The sequence below is a fragment of the Serratia sp. MMO-28 genome (assembly GCF_037199905.1).
Classification (GTDB): Bacteria; Pseudomonadota; Gammaproteobacteria; order Enterobacterales; family Enterobacteriaceae; genus Chania; species Chania oryzae.
Map to the genome: position 1 here is coordinate 111,382 of NZ_JBBCVB010000014.1, position 16,781 is coordinate 128,162.

Here is a 16,781-nt window from a genome sequence, read left to right on the forward strand (position 1 = left end):
GCAGCGCATGTTCAGGATAAAACAGCCAGTGAGCTTAGTCGTGATCTTCCCACGCCTGCGCACGGGCCACGGCTTTTTTCCAGCCGCTGTAACGGAAATTACGCTCGGTGGTTTCGATACCTGGGCGGAATTCACGCTCAATGTTGGCTTTGCTCTTCACTTCATCCAGATCGTTCCAATAGCCGATCGCCAAGCCTGCCAGGTAAGCGGCACCCAGCGCCGTCACTTCACGTACTTCAGGCCGCTCAACACGGGTGCCGAGAATGTCAGACTGGAACTGCATCAGGAAGTTGTTGGCAACCGCGCCACCGTCCACACGCAGCGATTGCAGGCGGGTATTGGCATCGGCCTGCATGGCATCCAGCACGTCGCGAGTCTGGTAAGCGATAGATTCCAGCGTCGCACGGATAATATGGTTGCTGTTCACGCCGCGCGTCAGGCCGAAGATGGCACCACGGGCGTAGGGATCCCAGTAGGGTGCGCCCAGGCCGGTAAAGGCGGGCACCACATACACCCCGTTACTGTCTTTGACCTTGGTGGCAAAGTATTCGGAGTCGGCCGCGTCGCTGATCAGTTTCAACTCATCACGCAGCCACTGGATCGAAGCGCCACCGATAAACACTGCGCCTTCCAGCGCATAGTTCACTTCACCACGCGGGCCGCAGGCGATCGTGGTCAGCAGGCCATGGTTGGAGCGCACGGCTTCGGTACCGGTATTCATCAGCAGGAAGCAGCCGGTGCCGTAGGTGTTTTTCGCCATGCCCGGTTGCACACAGAGTTGGCCGTACAGCGCCGCCTGCTGGTCACCGGCGATCCCGGCAATCGGAATACGCGTGCCACCTTTACCCCCAATGTTGGTCTGGCCGTAAATTTCGGAAGACGGGCGAACCTGCGGCAGCATGGCGCGTGGAATATCCAGCTCCTCCAGCATACGTTCGTCCCAATCCAATTGGCGGATGTTGAACAGCATGGTGCGCGAGGCGTTGGTGTAATCGGTCACATGCACCCGCCCTTGGGTCATTTTCCATACCAGCCAGGTGTCGACGGTGCCGAACAGCAGTTCGCCGCGCTTGGCTCGCTCGCGGGCACCTTCGACGTGATCGAGGATCCATTTGACTTTGGTGCCCGAGAAATACGGGTCAACCACCAGCCCAGTGTTGTGGCGGATATACTCTTCCAGCCCGTTACGCTTGAGCTGTTCGCAGATCTCTGCGGTACGACGGCACTGCCAGACGATGGCGTTATAAATCGGCTTGCCGGTCTCCTTTTCCCAGACGATGGTGGTTTCGCGCTGGTTGGTAATACCGATACCGGCGATCTGATCCGAACTGATATCGGCTTTGGCCAGCACTTCCACCAGCGTAGAACTCTGTGAGGACCAGATTTCCATCGGATCATGTTCTACCCAGCCTGGCTTAGGGTAGATCTGGGTAAATTCACGCTGTGAGACTGCAACAATGTTGGCATCGTGATCGAGCACTACGGCACGTGAACTGGTGGTTCCCTGATCGAGAGCGACAATGTATTTTTTTTCTGTTGTCATGAGCTTAATCCTGTTGTTGTTAACCGTTATACCCGTCGTCTTTCAAGTTGCAGGGTTGTTGGCTGCCCTCGTTCACCCGAATCACTTACCTGAGTAAGCTCATCGGGATTCACTCAGTTGCCGCCTACCTGCATCTTGAAATCCATTGGGTATAGAACTATGCCAATCACGCATTACGCTGTTCTGGCTTGGCAGTGGGCTGATCTTCTTCAACGCAAACGTCACAAGGCAGATGGCGACCAATCAGGGCGCGGTAGCCAAAGGCTCCCAGGCCAGCACCGACGATAGGGCCAAAGATCGGTACCAGGAAGTAAGGGATGTCGCGCGCACCGGTAAACGCCACGTTGCCCCAGCCTGCCAGATAAGCGAACAGTTTCGGGCCGAAGTCACGGGCCGGGTTCAGTGCGAAGCCGGTTAATGGTCCCATAGAGGCACCGATGACGGCAATCAGAATACCGATCAGCAGTGGGGCCAATGGGCCACGCGGTATACCGTTGCCATCGTCGGTCAGGGCCAGAATCAGGCACATCAGGATGGCGGTGATGACCGTTTCCACCAGGAAAGCCTGGCCGACGGAGATGTGGGCGTTCGGGTAGGTAGAGAAGATACCGGCCAGTGCTAGGCTTTCGTCACTGCCGCGCACCATCTGATGGGCATTTTCAAAATCGAAGAACAGGTTGTAATACAATCCGTAGACCAGTGCCGCAGCGCAGAAGGCACCGGCAATCTGCGCCACGATGTAAGGGAGCACTTTGCGGCCGTCAAAGCAGGCAAACAACCAGAGCGCCAGCGTCACTGCCGGGTTCAGGTGTGCGCCGGAGATCGCGGCGGTCAGATAAATGGCCATGGCAACGCCCAGGCCCCAAATAATACTGATTTCCCACTGACCGAAGCTGGCACCCGCCAGTTTCAGCGCTGCAACGCAGCCTACGCCAAAAAAAATCAACAGGCCGGTACCGAGAAATTCCGCGATACACTGGCCCTTTAAAGTCGGACTGGTAGTTTGGCTCATAATATTATTGTCCTGCAGACGACGGTTATAGGTTTATACCCTGCTGGGTATACAGGCTTGGCACGTTGCGCGCTGTAGCCTGTGGGTACAGTAGTCTTTCATCTCGTCCACTTATTGGTTGAGGACGTGATGTGAATTTATCGTTAACGAACATAAACGAGAAATAGCGAAATCAAAATGTGTGTGGCTCGTCATAAAATTGAGCGTATTCGCGTTATTTGGTGTCTTTTATGAACTATGAAAGTGTGATCTGACCACTGATTTGATTACCGTTTGTTAACAACAGCGAAGTAGTAGAAGTGGATTTTCAGTTTTTTCTGCAAGTGGTGGCAGGAAAATTGCAACAGACTGCGTGTTGGGCCGGTATGTTGCTAGACAGTGGGAGGCAGGCTACATACAATCGTTTTTATTGAAAGAAGCGTTTTATTGAGACAAGCGCGTTTTCCATAAGCGCGTGTCATTTGGCGCGATGCATATTCGCAGTAGCTGCAACCGACGTTGCGGCGCTACTTATAGATGTACGCCTTGCTACCATGAGGGGACTGAAGAATGTCATTTGAAGTATTTGAAAAACTGGAAGCAAAAGTTCAGCAGGCGATTGATACCATCACGTTGTTGCAGATGGAAATTGAAGAACTGAAAGAGAAGAATAATGCCCTGTCTCAAGACGTTCAGAACGCTGCGGGTAACCACGAAGCGCTGGCGCGTGAGAATCAGCAACTGAAAGAAGAACAGCATATTTGGCAAGAACGCTTGCGTGCACTGCTGGGCAAGATGGAAGAGGTTTAACACCGTCCGTTAGCCACGATCAAAAAGGGCGCCGAGGCGCCCTTCTTCATATTCTGCAGTTACTCGATATCAAGAGGATCTTCAGAAAGAATGATACCGGTATTGTCGGCGTAGAGGTGATCGCCAGAGAAGAAGGTGACGCCCCCGAAGTTGACGCGGATATCACTCTCACCCACGCCTTCACTGGTTGCCCCCACCGGGATTGCCGCCATAGCCTGAATACCGATGTCCAACTCTTCCAGATCGTCCACCTGGCGTACCGCACCGTAAACCACGATGCCTTCCCATTCATTCTGGGTTGCCAGGCGCGCCAGCTCGGCGTTGATCAATGCGCGGCGCACAGAGCCACCGCCGTCGATCAGCAACACGCGGCCACGGCCATTTTCTTCGAGCAGTTCGAACAGCAGGCCGTTATCCTCGAAGCATTTCACCGTGGTGATTTGCCCGCCAAATGAAGTACGCCCGCCAAAATTAGAGAACAGAGGTTCAACTACGTTGACCTCTTCCTGATAGATATCACAAAGTTCGGAAGTATCGTATTTCATAGGATTTTACGTCAGTTTGCCGCTGGAATAATCAGTATATCCCTTTATGCGCCCTGTTGGCAAAATCATCAGTTTTTAACTGAGCACTACACCAATGGCGAATAACAGATTAGCCAGCAATGCCGCTTTCACCATGTGCTCCAGCATCGGGCGCATACCGATGGCGGTGGGATCGCGCAGCACGCGCAGGCCGTGGCGCAACAAGAGCGGTATGGCCAGCACAAACAGCCAGCCCCACAGACTGTGCAGATTGAGCAGGGTAAACAGGGCGAAGCACACCACTGCGGCAATCAGCAGGAAGGCATGATAATAGCGTGCCTTCTGCGGCCCGAGGCGCACCGCCAGGGTATTTTTACCGTTGAGGCGATCGCTTTCGATATCGCGCAGATTGTTGATGTTGAGCACTGCCGCCGCCAACAGACCACAAGCGGTCGCCGGCAACATCACGATGCTGTCAAAGGTATGCGTCTGCAGGTAATGCGAGCCTGCCACGCTGAGCCAACCGAAAAACACCAGCACCGAAATATCGCCTAACCCCAGGTAACCATAGGGTTTATTACCCACGGTATAGGTAATGGCTGCGACAATCGCCAAGCCACCCAAGACCAGGAAGCCCACCACATCGCTGGGTTTTTCGCAGGCAACAGCAATCAGCCAGCAGCCGGAGATGGCGATCAAAATAACCGTCAGCACTAGCGCCCGCTTCATCTGAGCCTGGGTGATCATCCCTTTCTGCATACCGCGCAGCGGGCCGATACGATCTTCCTTATCACTGCCTTTTATTGCATCGCCGTAATCATTCGCCAGATTGGAGAGGATCTGTAACAGGCCAGCGGTCAGCAGCGCCAGCAGGGCGACACCCGGCTTGAGGCTGCCTTGCCAGGCGGCGATGGCGGAACCGACAACGATGGAGGCAAACGCCAACGGCAGGGTGCGCGGTCGTAAACTTTCCAGCCAGGCTTTAGCAGGGGTGGTGGGGGTTGATAAGCTCATGTTTCGCTTCAGTAAGTCAAAAGGCGGTGTCCGTTCGAAATAAATGTGGGAGGCAGAGCCTCCCACACATATCCTTGATCTTTCACGCAGCCAGAGGGCTGGCGGTGATGTTCAATGATCGACAGGACAGTGATATACCCATCGCTCTTCACGTTGCTGGGGGGTGACCGTCTTCCTGCAACGTGAAGCCACTTGGGGATAGCGCGATTATAGGATAAAACGACTCAGATCTTCATCCGCTACCAGTTCATCCAGGTGATTGCGCACGTAATCGGCGTCAATTGTAATGGATTGACCGTTAATTTCACTCGCATCGTAGGAAATATCTTCCATCAGACGCTCCAGCACGGTATGCAAGCGGCGTGCGCCGATGTTTTCGGTGCTTTCGTTCACCTGCCAGGCGGCTTCGGCAATGCGGCGGATACCTTCGGCAGTGAAGTCGATCGTCACGCCTTCGGTGCCCATCAGCGCTTTGTACTGCTCGGTCAGCGATGCACTGGGCTCGGTCAGAATACGCTCGAAGTCTTCCGTTGTCAGCGCTTGCAGCTCAACGCGGATTGGCAAGCGGCCCTGCAGTTCCGGGATCAGATCGGAAGGGCTGGCGGTCTGGAAAGCGCCGGAGGCGATAAACAGGATGTGATCGGTCTTCACCATACCGTGCTTGGTAGACACCGTGCAGCCTTCCACCAACGGCAGCAGATCGCGCTGCACGCCTTCGCGGGAAACGTCCGGGCCGGAGCTTTGGCCACCACGCTTACAGATTTTGTCGATCTCATCGATAAACACGATGCCGTGCTGCTCAACGGCTTCCACCGCCTGCTCTTTCAGCTCTTCCGGGTTCACCAGCTTGGCGGCTTCTTCTTCCACCAGCAGTTTGAAAGCCTCTTTGATCTTCAGCTTGCGTGGTTTCTGTTTTTGCCCGCCGAGGTTCTGGAACATCGACTGTAACTGGTTGGTCATCTCTTCCATGCCCGGAGGAGCCATGATTTCGACGCCCATCGGTGCGGCGGCGAGATCGATTTCGATCTCTTTATCATCCAACTGGCCTTCACGCAGCTTTTTGCGGAATGCCTGACGTGCGGCAGAAGGTTCATGCTGTTCTTCTGGCTGGCCCCAGTTGTTTTTGGCCGGTGGGATCAGCACGTCGAGAATACGCTCTTCGGCCATTTCTTCGGCACGGGTACGGTTTTTCTCGATCGATTGCAGGCGCACCATCTTCACCGCGGCATCGGTCAGATCGCGGATGATGGAATCCACTTCTTTACCAACATAGCCTACTTCGGTGAACTTGGTGGCTTCTACTTTGATAAACGGCGCATTGGCCAGTTTGGCCAGGCGGCGGGCGATCTCGGTTTTACCGACGCCGGTCGGCCCGATCATCAGGATATTTTTTGGGGTCACTTCGTGACGCAGCGTCTCGTTGAGCTGCATCCGGCGCCAGCGGTTGCGCAGGGCAATGGCAACAGCGCGTTTGGCCTTGTTCTGGCCAATGATGTAGCTGTCGAGTTCGCTGACGATTTCGCGCGGGGTCATTTCAGACATAGTATTCGATCCTTACGCTTTGGAAGGTAATTCTTCAATGGTGTGGTAATGGTTGGTGTAAATACAGATGTCACCGGCGATGTTAAGGGATTTCTCAACGATCTCGCGGGCGCTCAGTTCGGTATTTTCCAACAGCGCACGGGCCGCCGACTGGGCGTAAGGGCCGCCGGAGCCGATGGCGATCAAATCATTTTCTGGCTGCACCACATCACCGTTACCCGTGATGATCAGCGAAGCGTTTTCATCCGCCACCGCCAGCAGGGCTTCGAGTTTGCGCAGCATACGGTCAGTGCGCCAGTCTTTCGCCAACTCAACGGCGGCTTTCACCAGATGGCCCTGGTGCATCTCCAGCTTGCGCTCAAACAGCTCGAACAGCGTGAAGGCGTCAGCAGTACCGCCAGCGAAACCGGCAATCACTTTATCGTTATACAGGCGACGGACTTTCTTGACGTTGCCCTTCATGACCGTGTTGCCCAGTGTGGCCTGGCCATCGCCACCGATCACTACCTGGCCGTTGCGGCGTACGCTTACAATTGTTGTCACGAGCAGACCCTCGTTGCAGACGGAAAGAAGACCCCGTTGTCTCTGCCGAGGCAGAAACAACGGGGCATATATTGAGAGTATAGTTGGGGGTGCGGTGGCGCTTTTCAACCCCCAACGGCGAGGGGAATGCAACTTGACATGCCGGAAGCTTTCAGACGGGCCAGGGTTTTGTCTGCGGCCGCGCGGCTGCTGTAGGGGCCCAACATCACGCGGTTCCAGCCACCGCCTGAGGTTATGCGGCTTTCAATGCCTTCAAATGCCAGTTGCGCGCGTACCGATTCGGCCTGATCCGAAGCACGGAACGAACCACATTGCACCATCCACTTCTGTTTCTGCTCAGGTTTGGTTTCCTGCTTGGCCGTTTCCGGTTTTGCCTCCGGTTTCACTTCCGGCTTTGGTTGAGGCTTCGGTTCCGGTTTCGGTTCTGGCTGCCGGGTGGGGGCCGGTGGCGTGACCGTCTGCGGCTTCGGTTGGTGCTGCTGCACCGGTACTACACCGTTATTGAACGGGTTGCGCGGCGGGTTCACCTGCTGCTGCACCGGTTGCTGCTGCATCTGCTGTTGCACTGGCTGTTGCGGTATCTGTTGCTGGTGGCCATTATTGCGCAGTTGCGATGGATCGTTATAAGGCACCTCAGACAACTGCGTCGGGCGCTGTTGCATATCGGCCTGCATCTGTTCCAGCAGTTGGCGCTGCTCGTCGGTCAGTTGGGTTTTAGAGTTGATCTCACCGCCGGCCGTAGGTTCAGTGGGTGATTGCACGCCAATCTGGCGATTCTCCAGCTCTTTGATATAGCGCCAACGCTCTTCCGGCTTCGGCGGCAGGCCGTTACCAGGGCGGATACCGTGCGCAGGCAGGAGCGGTGCATCGTCCGGCTTGTTGTGCGTAATGAAATAGAGGCCACCGATAAAGACCACCAGAAGGGCGACAGCGAGCGCCACCACGGTTTTGGATACCTTCGGGGAACTGCGTTTTTTACGGCTGGGGGTCTTGCGCCGCGCTGCTCCTGAGCGCCCGCGGCTTACATAGTCTCTCTGTGCCACTCTAATTCCGCTGTGTTCTGATGAGGTTAAAGCCTATCCTCTAGGCTGTTTGACGGGTCATGCTTGCCGGGCAGTGAATGCTTTGGCAGCCGCGACCACAACAATAATTATACCTATTTGATAGGCTTTGGGTCCGCCATGTTACTTAACCCAAAAATGTTTGACTAGCGTTTCGGGGCCGCAGTGCTGCCACGGATAATCAATTCGCTGTCCAACAGGCGCGATCCGCTGTTTACCGTTTGCCCGTGCAACTGCTCCAGCAGCAGCAACATTGCTTGCTGGCCGATCTGGAAACGCGGTTGTGCCACCGTGGTTAAAGGGGGATCACAATACTGCGTCAGTTTGATATCGTCAAAGCCGACAACGGAGAGATCCTGCGGTACCCGCAAGCCCAGCTTTTTAGCCTGATATAACACCCCAATTGCCATGACATCGTTGTGGCAGAAGATGGCGGTAGGGGGTTTTGGCAGCGCCATCAGCGTTTTCAGTGCCTGAGCGCCGGCTTCGTAGGTGAAATCACCCCGGGTAATATAACTGCTTTCAACGCCAATACCATTACGGCGTAGTGCCTGAATGTAACCTTGCAGCCGGTAGTGGCTCAGCGGCATGTGTTCCGGCCCCGCCACGCAGGCGATCTGCTTGTGGCCAAGCTGGTGCAGATAGTGCACGGCTTCGAAGGCGGCGGTCAGGTTATCGATATGCACCGTTGGCAGTTCCAGCTCCGGTGCAAATTCGTTGGCCATCACCATCGGTGGCAGGTTGCGCTGCTCTTCCTTGCTGGCGTCAAACGGCAGGTTGGAACCGAGCAGCAGCATACCGTCAATTTGTTTGGTGATGATCAAGTTAACGAAGGTACGTTCCTGCTGATTCTGTTGCGCGCAGTCGCCGATCAGCACCAGATAACCCTGTTGTGCTGCAGTTTGCTCGATCCCTTGGATCACGTCGGCAAAAAACGGATCGCAGATGTCGGGGACGATCACCAGGATGGTGCGGGATTCATTGCGCTTGATGTTGCGTGAGAGGGCATGAGGGGAGTAACCCACGGCCAGCACGGCCTGTTCCACTTTCTGGCGCGTCGGCGTTGACACCTTTTCTGGATTCATCAGCGCACGCGACACGGTTGCCGTTGAAACGCCAGCCATTTCAGCGACGTCTTTCATGGTGGCCATGGATAGTTCTTTCTTGTGTTCCAACGCCTTTCTCCTTGCGTTAGCCACATGCCAACGCGACAACTGGGATTGACTCATACATTCTGGCGTGCGGTGGTGTTGTTATTGTTAGCGCCATCCACGTTTAAAGCTTTCATCAGGTTGCTCGGGTGAAAGAAATCCCCGCACAGACATTCTAAACAGATTACGGCCTGCTTTTGTTACCTAAATTTCATAAAAAGTGTGACATAAGGAGGTTTTTTCGCGTTAGCTCGCAATTTCCAGGGTAAACGTTTGCACACCAGTGGCTGAATCAGATTGCTCCGGGTTCAACTGTCGATGGGATCAACATCCAGCATCCATTTTACTTTCCGTGCCTGTGGCAGGGTGCCGATCAGCGGCAACGTGGTTTTCATCAGATGCTGCAGCAAACGCCGGGAAGGGTGTTGCAGCAGCAACTGCCAGCGGAAACGGCCACCACGCTTCGACTGCAATGCCGGAACCGGGCCCATGACCCAGAGCGAGTCGTCCTTCAGCGGGCTGGCTTCCAGCAGATTGCGCAGCTGTTGTAAGAACAGCGGGGCCTGCTGGTTATCGTGATCTTCTGAACGCACGATAATGTGGCTGGTATAAGGCGGCAGAAATACGCTGTTGCGCTCCGCCAGCGTCTGTTTGGCAAAGGCATCGTAGCCTTGTTGCAACAGGATCTGTAGCAGAGGGTGTTCCGGGTGATGGGTTTGCAACAGCACCTCTCCCTGTTTGCCAGCACGCCCGGCCCGGCCAGAAACCTGGGTATACAGCTGGGCGAAACGCTCGGCAGAGCGGAAATCGGCGGAGAACAGGGCACCGTCGACGTCCAGCAGTGCAACCAGCGTCACATCGGGGAAGTGGTGGCCTTTTGCCAGCATTTGGGTGCCGATCAGGATGCGTGGGCCGCCGCGGTGAATATCGGCCAGATGTTGTTCCAGCGAACCTTTGCGGCTGGTGGTATCACGATCGATACGGGTAATGGCTGTTTCTGGGAACAGCGGCGCCAGCTCGTTCTCTAATTGCTCAGTGCCTACGCCGACCGAGACCAGATGCGTGGATCCACAGTGCGGGCACTGGTGCGGCACCGGGCGCTGGCTGTCGCAGTGGTGGCAACGCAACTGGCGTTGATTCTGGTGAAGGGTGTAGTAGTGGTCACAGCGCTGGCATTCGGCGATCCAGCCGCATTCGTGGCATAACAACGCAGGAGCATAACCACGGCGGTTGAGGAACAGCATCACCTGATTGCCGTTTTTCAAATGGTGCTGCATGCTTTTCAGCAGGGGTTGTGATAATCCGACCTTCAGCGGCAAACCTTTCAGATCGATCAGGTGTTGATTGGCTGGTTTGGCATTACCCGCCCGCTGAGTCAGTTTTAGCTGGCGGTATTTACCCAGTTGCACGTTGTGCAGCGTTTCCAGCGCCGGAGTGGCAGATCCCATCACCATGGGGATGTTTTCTTCATGGGCACGGAACACCGCCAGATCACGGGCATGGTAGCGCCAGCCTTCCTGCTGTTTATAAGAGCTGTCGTGTTCTTCGTCGATGATAATCACCCCAAGGCGCGAAAATGGGGTGAACAGCGCCGAACGGGTGCCGATCACAATGGCGGCCTCACCGCTGCGGGCGCGCAGCCACACCGCCAGCCGTTCGCTGTCGTTCAGGCCGGAATGCAGCACGTCTACCGGCGCGTTAAACCGTTCGCGGAAACGGGCGATGGTCTGCGGCGTCAGGCCGATTTCCGGCACCAATACCAGCGCCTGCTTGCCTTTTGCCAGAATATTTTCCAGTACGCTGAGATAGACTTCGGTCTTACCAGAGCCTGTCACCCCGGCCAGCAGCCAGGCGGCGAAACGATCGTCCTCACTGCGGATAGCACCGACCGCAGTGGCTTGCTCGGTATTGAGCCGCAGCCGTTCGCCGAGGACCTCAAAGCCGGGCCGCCAGTCTTGCGTTGCCAGCGCTTGAGCACGGAGATCGCTCAACCCTTTGGTACGCAATGCCTGTAGCGCGCTTTCGGTTAAGGCCAGTTCGCTGACCTGGTGACGATAGATCGGGCGTTGCAACAATGCCGCCAGCGCTTGTTGTTGCTTGGGGGCGCGTTTGAGGCTTTCCGGCGGTGTGGCACGCCCTTGTTCGGTGGCAAACCATTGCCACAGTGGGGCTGTTTCAGCCGGTTTACCCTGACGCAGCAGGATCGGCAATGCATGGAACAACACTTCACCGATCGGGTAATGGTAGTACTCGCTGGCCCACAACAGGATGCGCCACAGGCTGGGGGAGAACAACGAGCCGTTATCCAGCAGGCTGTCGATGGGTTTCAGCTTTTCCAGCGGCAGTTCGCTGGTTTCGCTGCAACCGACCACAATCCCGATCGCCCGTTGCGTTCCCCAGGGCACGCCAACGCGCGCGCCGATGACCGGCTGCACACCTTCTGGCAGCAGATAATCGAAGGTACGAGCGAGGGGAACCGGTAAAGCGACCTGTACAACGGGCATGTGGCGATCCAGATAGAAAAAAGTGTTGGCTAGTTTACACCGCAGGCCACGATACCCTAAATAATTCGCGTTGCAGGAAGGCGGGTATAAATGTGCGGTTCCGTTTGCGCAGTCCATTTAATTCTGTATAATTTGCCGCCTTTGATATAATTCCGTATCAAAATTTATCAACCACGTGTGGTGTCTGGCGGAACAGGGCTGGATAGCGACACGGCCTTAACTGAGGTTTCCCATGAAACAAGGTATCCACCCAAAATACGAAGAAGTTACTGCTAGCTGCTCTTGCGGTAACGTGATCAAAATCCGCTCTACCGTGGGTCACGATCTGAACCTGGACGTTTGTGGCGAATGCCACCCGTTCTACACTGGCAAGCAGCGTGATGTTGCTACCGGTGGCCGCGTAGACCGCTTCAACAAGCGTTTCAGCGTACCAGGCACTAAGAAATAAGATTTCTTACTGTCAGATGAAAAAGGCGCCCTCGGCGCCTTTTTTCGTTCCTGCTACCTGCATGGGCAGGCCGGGCTCAATAATCCCAGGTATCGGGATCCACACCCAATTCACGCATCAGCACTTTCGCGGCTTCCGGGATTTCATCGCTGCGCTCTTTGCGCAGATCTTCATCGTTTGGCAGCGGCTGGCCGGTAAAGGCGTGCAGAAATGCTTCGCACAGCAATTCGCTGTTGGTCGCGTGGCGCAGGTTGTTGACCTGGCGACGGGTTCGTTCATCGGTCAGGATCTTCAGGACCTTCAGCGGAATGGATACCGTGATTTTTTTTACTTGCTCGCTTTTTTTACCGTGTTCAGCGTAAGGGCTGACATACTCGCCGTTCCACTCAGCCATGGGATACCTTAAAAATTGTCAGAAAAATGACTATACCTTTCATACTTCACGTTGCTTGGGTGTTGGCTGCACGCGTTCATCCTGGCTGCATCGTCGGCTATGCGCCCAGGGACTCACTCGCTTGCCGCCGACAAGCAACCCGCATTATTTGGGGTATACATTCTAGAAACCGGCCAATTATGCCCGATCTTCACTGTTCTCACTAATAAATGTCGATTCTGCGCGATAAGATTCACCGAATTGCGACTCTTGCTAAACCTTTACAGCGGTATTTTTGCCTTAACATCTTATCGCCATAACAAACCGCTACAATTTTAGCGGGTATTGCGGCTTTGCTCAATCTATACGCAAAGAAGTTTAGATGTCCAGATGTATTGACGTCTATTTGCGCCGCAGGTAATCTTTAGGCCTCATTTACCCACTTTCCGAGAGCCGAGCCACCCTATGACGCGTAAACCAGCCACCATTGCCGTGCGTAGCGGTCTGAATGACGACGAACAGTACGGCTGCGTTGTCCCGCCGATCCACCTTTCGAGCACTTATAATTTCACCGATTTCAACCAGCCCCGTGCCCATGATTATTCACGCCGTGGTAACCCGACGCGCGATGTGGTGCAACGTGCGCTGGCGGAACTGGAGGGCGGGGCTGGCGCGGTGATGACCGGTAGCGGGATGTCGGCGATCCATCTGGTGACGACCGTGCTGCTGAAACCGGGCGATCTGCTGGTGGCTCCGCACGACTGTTACGGCGGCAGCTATCGCCTGTTCGATAGCCTTAGTAAGCGCGGTGCCTATCGCGTGCTGTTTGTCGATCAGGGGAATGAGGCCGCGTTGCAGCAGGCGCTGGCGCAAAAGCCGAAGCTGGTGCTGATCGAAAGCCCAAGCAATCCACTGCTGCGCGTGGTGGATATTGCAGCCATCTGCAACGCGGCGCATGCTGCCGGTGCGCTGGCGGTGGTGGATAACACCTTCCTCAGCCCGGCCTTGCAACAGCCGCTGGCGTTGGGTGCCGATCTGGTGGTGCATTCCTGTACAAAATACCTCAACGGCCATTCTGACGTGGTTGCCGGCGCAGTGATTGCCAAGGATCCGCAACTGGCGGTGGAACTGGCGTGGTGGGCGAATAACATTGGTGTTACCGGCGGTGCATTCGACAGCTATCTGCTGCTGCGCGGCATCCGTACCCTGTCACCGCGCATCAAGGCGGCACAGCACAACGCCGGGGCGATTGTCAGCTATTTACAGCAGCAACCGCTGGTCAAAAAGCTGTATCATCCTTCTCTGCCAGAAAACCCTGGCCATGAAATTGCGTGCCGCCAGCAACGTGGGTTTGGTGCCATGCTCAGCTTTGAACTGGACGGTGACGAAGCGCTGTTACGGCGTTTCCTGTCGGCCCTGGAACTGTTTACGCTGGCGGAATCATTGGGTGGGGTAGAAAGCCTGATCTCGCACGCGGCGACCATGACTCACGCCGGGATGGCACCAGAAGCCCGTGCGGCAGCCGGTATTTCCGAAAGCCTGCTGCGTATTTCCGTGGGTATTGAAGACTGTGATGATTTGATTGCCGATCTGGAACAAGCCTTCCAGGCGGCGGCAACGAGGTAAGCATGAATGCAATTGCGGTAGCAGGGGCGGTGAACGGGCGTCAACTGCACAAGTTTGGTGGCAGTAGCCTGGCTGATGTGAAGTGTTATCTGCGGGTCGCCGGGATTATGGCTGAATATAGCCAAGCCGGTGACATGATGGTGGTTTCGGCGGCCGGTAGCACCACCAACCAGCTGATTAGCTGGCTGAAGCTGAGCCAGAGCGATCGCCTTTCCGCCTATCAGGTGCAGCAAACGCTGCGCCGTTATCACAGCGAACTGATCGGCGGCTTGTTACCACCGGAAACGGCCGAGCCATTGATTGCCGAATTCATTCACGATCTTGAGCGTCTGGCAGCCTTGCTGGACGGTAAAGTCGATGACGCGGTGTACGCCGAAGTGGTCGGCCATGGTGAAATCTGGTCGGCACGCCTGATGGCCGCCGTGTTGAACAAGCAGGATATGCAGGCCGTATGGCTGGATGCGCGTGATTTTCTGCGTGCTGAACGTGCGGCGCAACCGCAGGTGGACGAAGGCCGCTCCTACCCTTTATTGCAGCAACTGTTGGCACAGCATCCTGGCAAACGCCTGGTGGTGACCGGTTTTATTTCACGTAACGACGCCGGTGAAACCGTGCTGCTCGGGCGTAACGGCAGTGACTACTCGGCTACGCAGATCGGTGCTTTGGCCGGTGTGGCGCGCGTCACCATCTGGAGCGACGTCGCCGGGGTGTACAGTGCCGATCCGCGCAAGGTGAAAGATGCCTGCCTGCTGCCGCTGCTGCGCCTGGATGAAGCCAGCGAACTGGCTCGCCTGGCGGCGCCGGTACTGCATACCCGCACGCTGCAGCCGGTTTCCGGCAGTGACATCGATCTGCAACTGCGCTGCAGCTACCAACCGGAACAAGGGTCGACACGCATCGAACGCGTGCTGGCTTCGGGTACCGGTGCCAAAATCGTGACCAGCCATGATGACGTTTGCCTGATTGAATTCAGCGTGGCGCCGCGGCACGACTTCAAGCTGGCGCAGAAGGAGTTGGAACAGGTGCTCAAGCTTGGGCAGGTCAAACCGTTAGCCGTGGGTATCCATCCTGACCGTAACCTGATCCAACTGTGCTACACCTCGGAAGTGGTGAACAGCGTCTTACGTATTCTGCAAGAGGCGGTGTTACCGGGTGAGCTGCAACTGCGTGAAGGGCTGGCGCTGGTGGCGCTGGTGGGGGCGGGCGTGTGCAAGAATCCGCTGCACAGCCATCGTTTTTACCAGCAGTTGAACGATCAGCCGGTGGAGTTTATCTGGCAGGCAGAGGATGGCATCAGCCTGGTGGCGGTGCTGCGCCAGGGGCCGACTGGGCTGCTGATTCAGGGCCTGCATCAGACGCTGTTCCGTGCGGAAAAACGCATTGGTCTGGTGTTGTTCGGCAAGGGCAACATCGGTTCACGCTGGCTGGAACTGTTTGCCCGCGAGCAGAAAAACCTCTCGGCGCGCAGCGGCTTTGAATTCACATTGGCAGGCGTGGTGGATAGCCGCCGCAGCCTGCTGAATTACGAGGGGCTGGATACCAGCCGCGCGCTGGCGTTCTTTGAAGAAGAAGCCCAGGAACTGGATGAAGAGTCGCTGTTTCTGTGGATGCGTGCCCATCCGTTTGACGATCTGGTGGTGCTTGACGTGACCGCCAGTGACAATCTGGCAGAACAGTATCTGGATTTTGCCAGTTACGGTTTCCACGTCATCAGTGCCAACAAACTGGCGGGGGCGTCAGGCAGTGGTAACTACCGCCAGATCCGTGATGCGTTCGCTAAAACCGGTAGCCACTGGTTGTATAACGCCACCGTGGGTGCCGGTTTACCGGTGAACCATACCGTGCGCGATCTGCGCGACAGCGGCGACAGTATCCTGGCGATCAGCGGTATTTTCTCTGGCACCTTATCTTGGTTGTTCCTGCAGTTTGACGGCACGGTACCGTTCACCGAACTGGTGGAGCAGGCCTGGCAACAGGGCCTGACGGAGCCGGATCCACGTGTGGATCTCTCCGGGCAGGATGTGATGCGCAAGCTGGTGATCCTGGCGCGTGAGGCGGGTTACGACATTGAACCGAATCAGGTACGTGTGGAGTCTCTGGTGCCTGCCGGAGCGGAGCGAGGGTCCATCGATCAGTTCTTTGAAAACGGCGATGCGCTGAACCAGCAAATGCTGCAACGTTTCGAAGCCGCCAGCGAAATGGGGCTGGTGCTGCGCCACGTCGCGCGTTTTGACGCCAACGGTAAGGCACGCGTCGGCGTCGAAGCTGTGCGGCCAGAACACCCGTTGGCTTCGCTGTTGCCGTGCGACAACGTGTTTGCCATCGAGAGCCGCTGGTATCGTGATAACCCGCTGGTCATTCGTGGGCCAGGGGCGGGGCGCGATGTGACTGCCGGTGCGATTCAGTCGGATCTTAACCGCCTGGCGCAACTGCTTTAATCCTCAACGGGCGCAGCATACGGCGCCCGGTTTTTTTCCCGCCGTTAGCACGATCATGAAACTCTCTCATGTTGGGTGAGGATTACTCATCGTATCCCCCTCATTTTCCTGTTGACTCTTTAGGCCACATACGGCATTTTCTATCTAGACGTCTAAACGTATAGACGCTTACTAAAATAAAGCAAAATAGTGATCGATAAGAGGCGGACAGGG

At 56.0% G+C, this 16,781-nt stretch carries 14 protein-coding genes; 4 read left to right on the top strand and 10 right to left on the bottom strand.

The features are described from left to right. Positions 1-34 precede the first annotated feature (34 nt). On the bottom strand, positions 35-1,543 hold the full coding sequence (glpK, locus tag WG891_RS14200; protein WP_337263221.1) for a glycerol kinase GlpK: 1,509 nt from the start codon (positions 1,541-1,543) through the stop codon (positions 35-37). 166 nt (positions 1,544-1,709) lie between these two features. Further along, complete coding sequence (locus WG891_RS14205; RefSeq protein ID WP_337263220.1) at positions 1,710-2,555, bottom strand: MIP/aquaporin family protein; 846 nt, start codon at positions 2,553-2,555, stop codon at positions 1,710-1,712. Between the two features lie 549 nt (positions 2,556-3,104). On the opposite strand from WG891_RS14205, the gene zapB reads away from it, so the two are divergent. Beyond that, positions 3,105-3,344 carry a septal ring assembly protein ZapB gene (gene zapB, locus WG891_RS14210; protein WP_337263219.1) on the top strand — a complete coding sequence of 80 codons (240 nt, stop codon included), beginning with the start codon at positions 3,105-3,107 and terminating at the stop codon, positions 3,342-3,344. Between the two features lie 59 nt (positions 3,345-3,403). Here the strand turns inward: zapB and rraA are convergent, their stop codons facing one another. The 7 genes from rraA to priA all read right to left on the bottom strand — a co-directional run bounded on the left by rraA (position 3,404) and on the right by priA (position 11,683). Further along, entirely contained in the window at positions 3,404-3,889 is a 486-nt protein-coding gene (rraA, locus tag WG891_RS14215) for a ribonuclease E activity regulator RraA (RefSeq protein ID WP_076943998.1), read from the bottom strand. Positions 3,890-3,964: 75 nt separating this feature from the next. Beyond that, positions 3,965-4,882, bottom strand: a complete 918-nt coding sequence (locus WG891_RS14220; protein ID WP_337263218.1) for a 1,4-dihydroxy-2-naphthoate polyprenyltransferase — start codon at positions 4,880-4,882, stop codon at positions 3,965-3,967. 207 nt (positions 4,883-5,089) lie between these two features. Continuing rightward, complete coding sequence (gene hslU / locus WG891_RS14225) at positions 5,090-6,424, bottom strand: HslU--HslV peptidase ATPase subunit (RefSeq protein WP_337263217.1); 1,335 nt, start codon at positions 6,422-6,424, stop codon at positions 5,090-5,092. A gap of 12 nt (positions 6,425-6,436) precedes the next feature. Then, complete coding sequence (hslV, locus tag WG891_RS14230) at positions 6,437-6,967, bottom strand: ATP-dependent protease subunit HslV (RefSeq protein WP_337263216.1); 531 nt, start codon at positions 6,965-6,967, stop codon at positions 6,437-6,439. Positions 6,968-7,071: 104 nt separating this feature from the next. After that, the gene (ftsN, locus tag WG891_RS14235) at positions 7,072-8,010 is read right to left on the bottom strand and encodes a cell division protein FtsN (protein ID WP_337263215.1); all 939 of its coding nucleotides are present in this window, start codon (positions 8,008-8,010) and stop codon (positions 7,072-7,074) included. 164 nt (positions 8,011-8,174) lie between these two features. Continuing rightward, a complete protein-coding gene (gene cytR / locus WG891_RS14240) occupies positions 8,175-9,203 on the bottom strand; it encodes a DNA-binding transcriptional regulator CytR (RefSeq protein WP_076944003.1) in 1,029 nt (342 codons plus the stop codon). 284 nt (positions 9,204-9,487) lie between these two features. Further along, entirely contained in the window at positions 9,488-11,683 is a 2,196-nt protein-coding gene (gene priA, locus WG891_RS14245; RefSeq protein WP_337263214.1) for a primosomal protein N', read from the bottom strand. Positions 11,684-11,915: 232 nt separating this feature from the next. Here priA and rpmE point away from each other — a divergent pair, with 232 nt between their 5' ends. Then, positions 11,916-12,131 (top strand): 50S ribosomal protein L31, encoded by a 216-nt coding sequence (gene rpmE / locus WG891_RS14250; protein ID WP_076944005.1) that lies wholly within the window; start codon positions 11,916-11,918, stop codon positions 12,129-12,131. A 76-nt stretch (positions 12,132-12,207) separates the two neighbouring features. Here rpmE and metJ read toward each other — a convergent pair whose 3' ends face one another. Then, positions 12,208-12,525 carry a met regulon transcriptional regulator MetJ gene (metJ, locus tag WG891_RS14255; protein ID WP_024913974.1) on the bottom strand — a complete coding sequence of 106 codons (318 nt, stop codon included), beginning with the start codon at positions 12,523-12,525 and terminating at the stop codon, positions 12,208-12,210. Between the two features lie 444 nt (positions 12,526-12,969). Between metJ and metB the strand changes: the two genes are divergently transcribed. Continuing rightward, positions 12,970-14,130 carry a cystathionine gamma-synthase gene (gene metB / locus WG891_RS14260; RefSeq protein ID WP_076944006.1) on the top strand — a complete coding sequence of 387 codons (1,161 nt, stop codon included), beginning with the start codon at positions 12,970-12,972 and terminating at the stop codon, positions 14,128-14,130. A 2-nt stretch (positions 14,131-14,132) separates the two neighbouring features. Further along, a complete protein-coding gene (locus WG891_RS14265; RefSeq protein ID WP_337263213.1) occupies positions 14,133-16,568 on the top strand; it encodes a bifunctional aspartate kinase/homoserine dehydrogenase II in 2,436 nt (811 codons plus the stop codon). Positions 16,569-16,781: the final 213 nt, after the last annotated feature.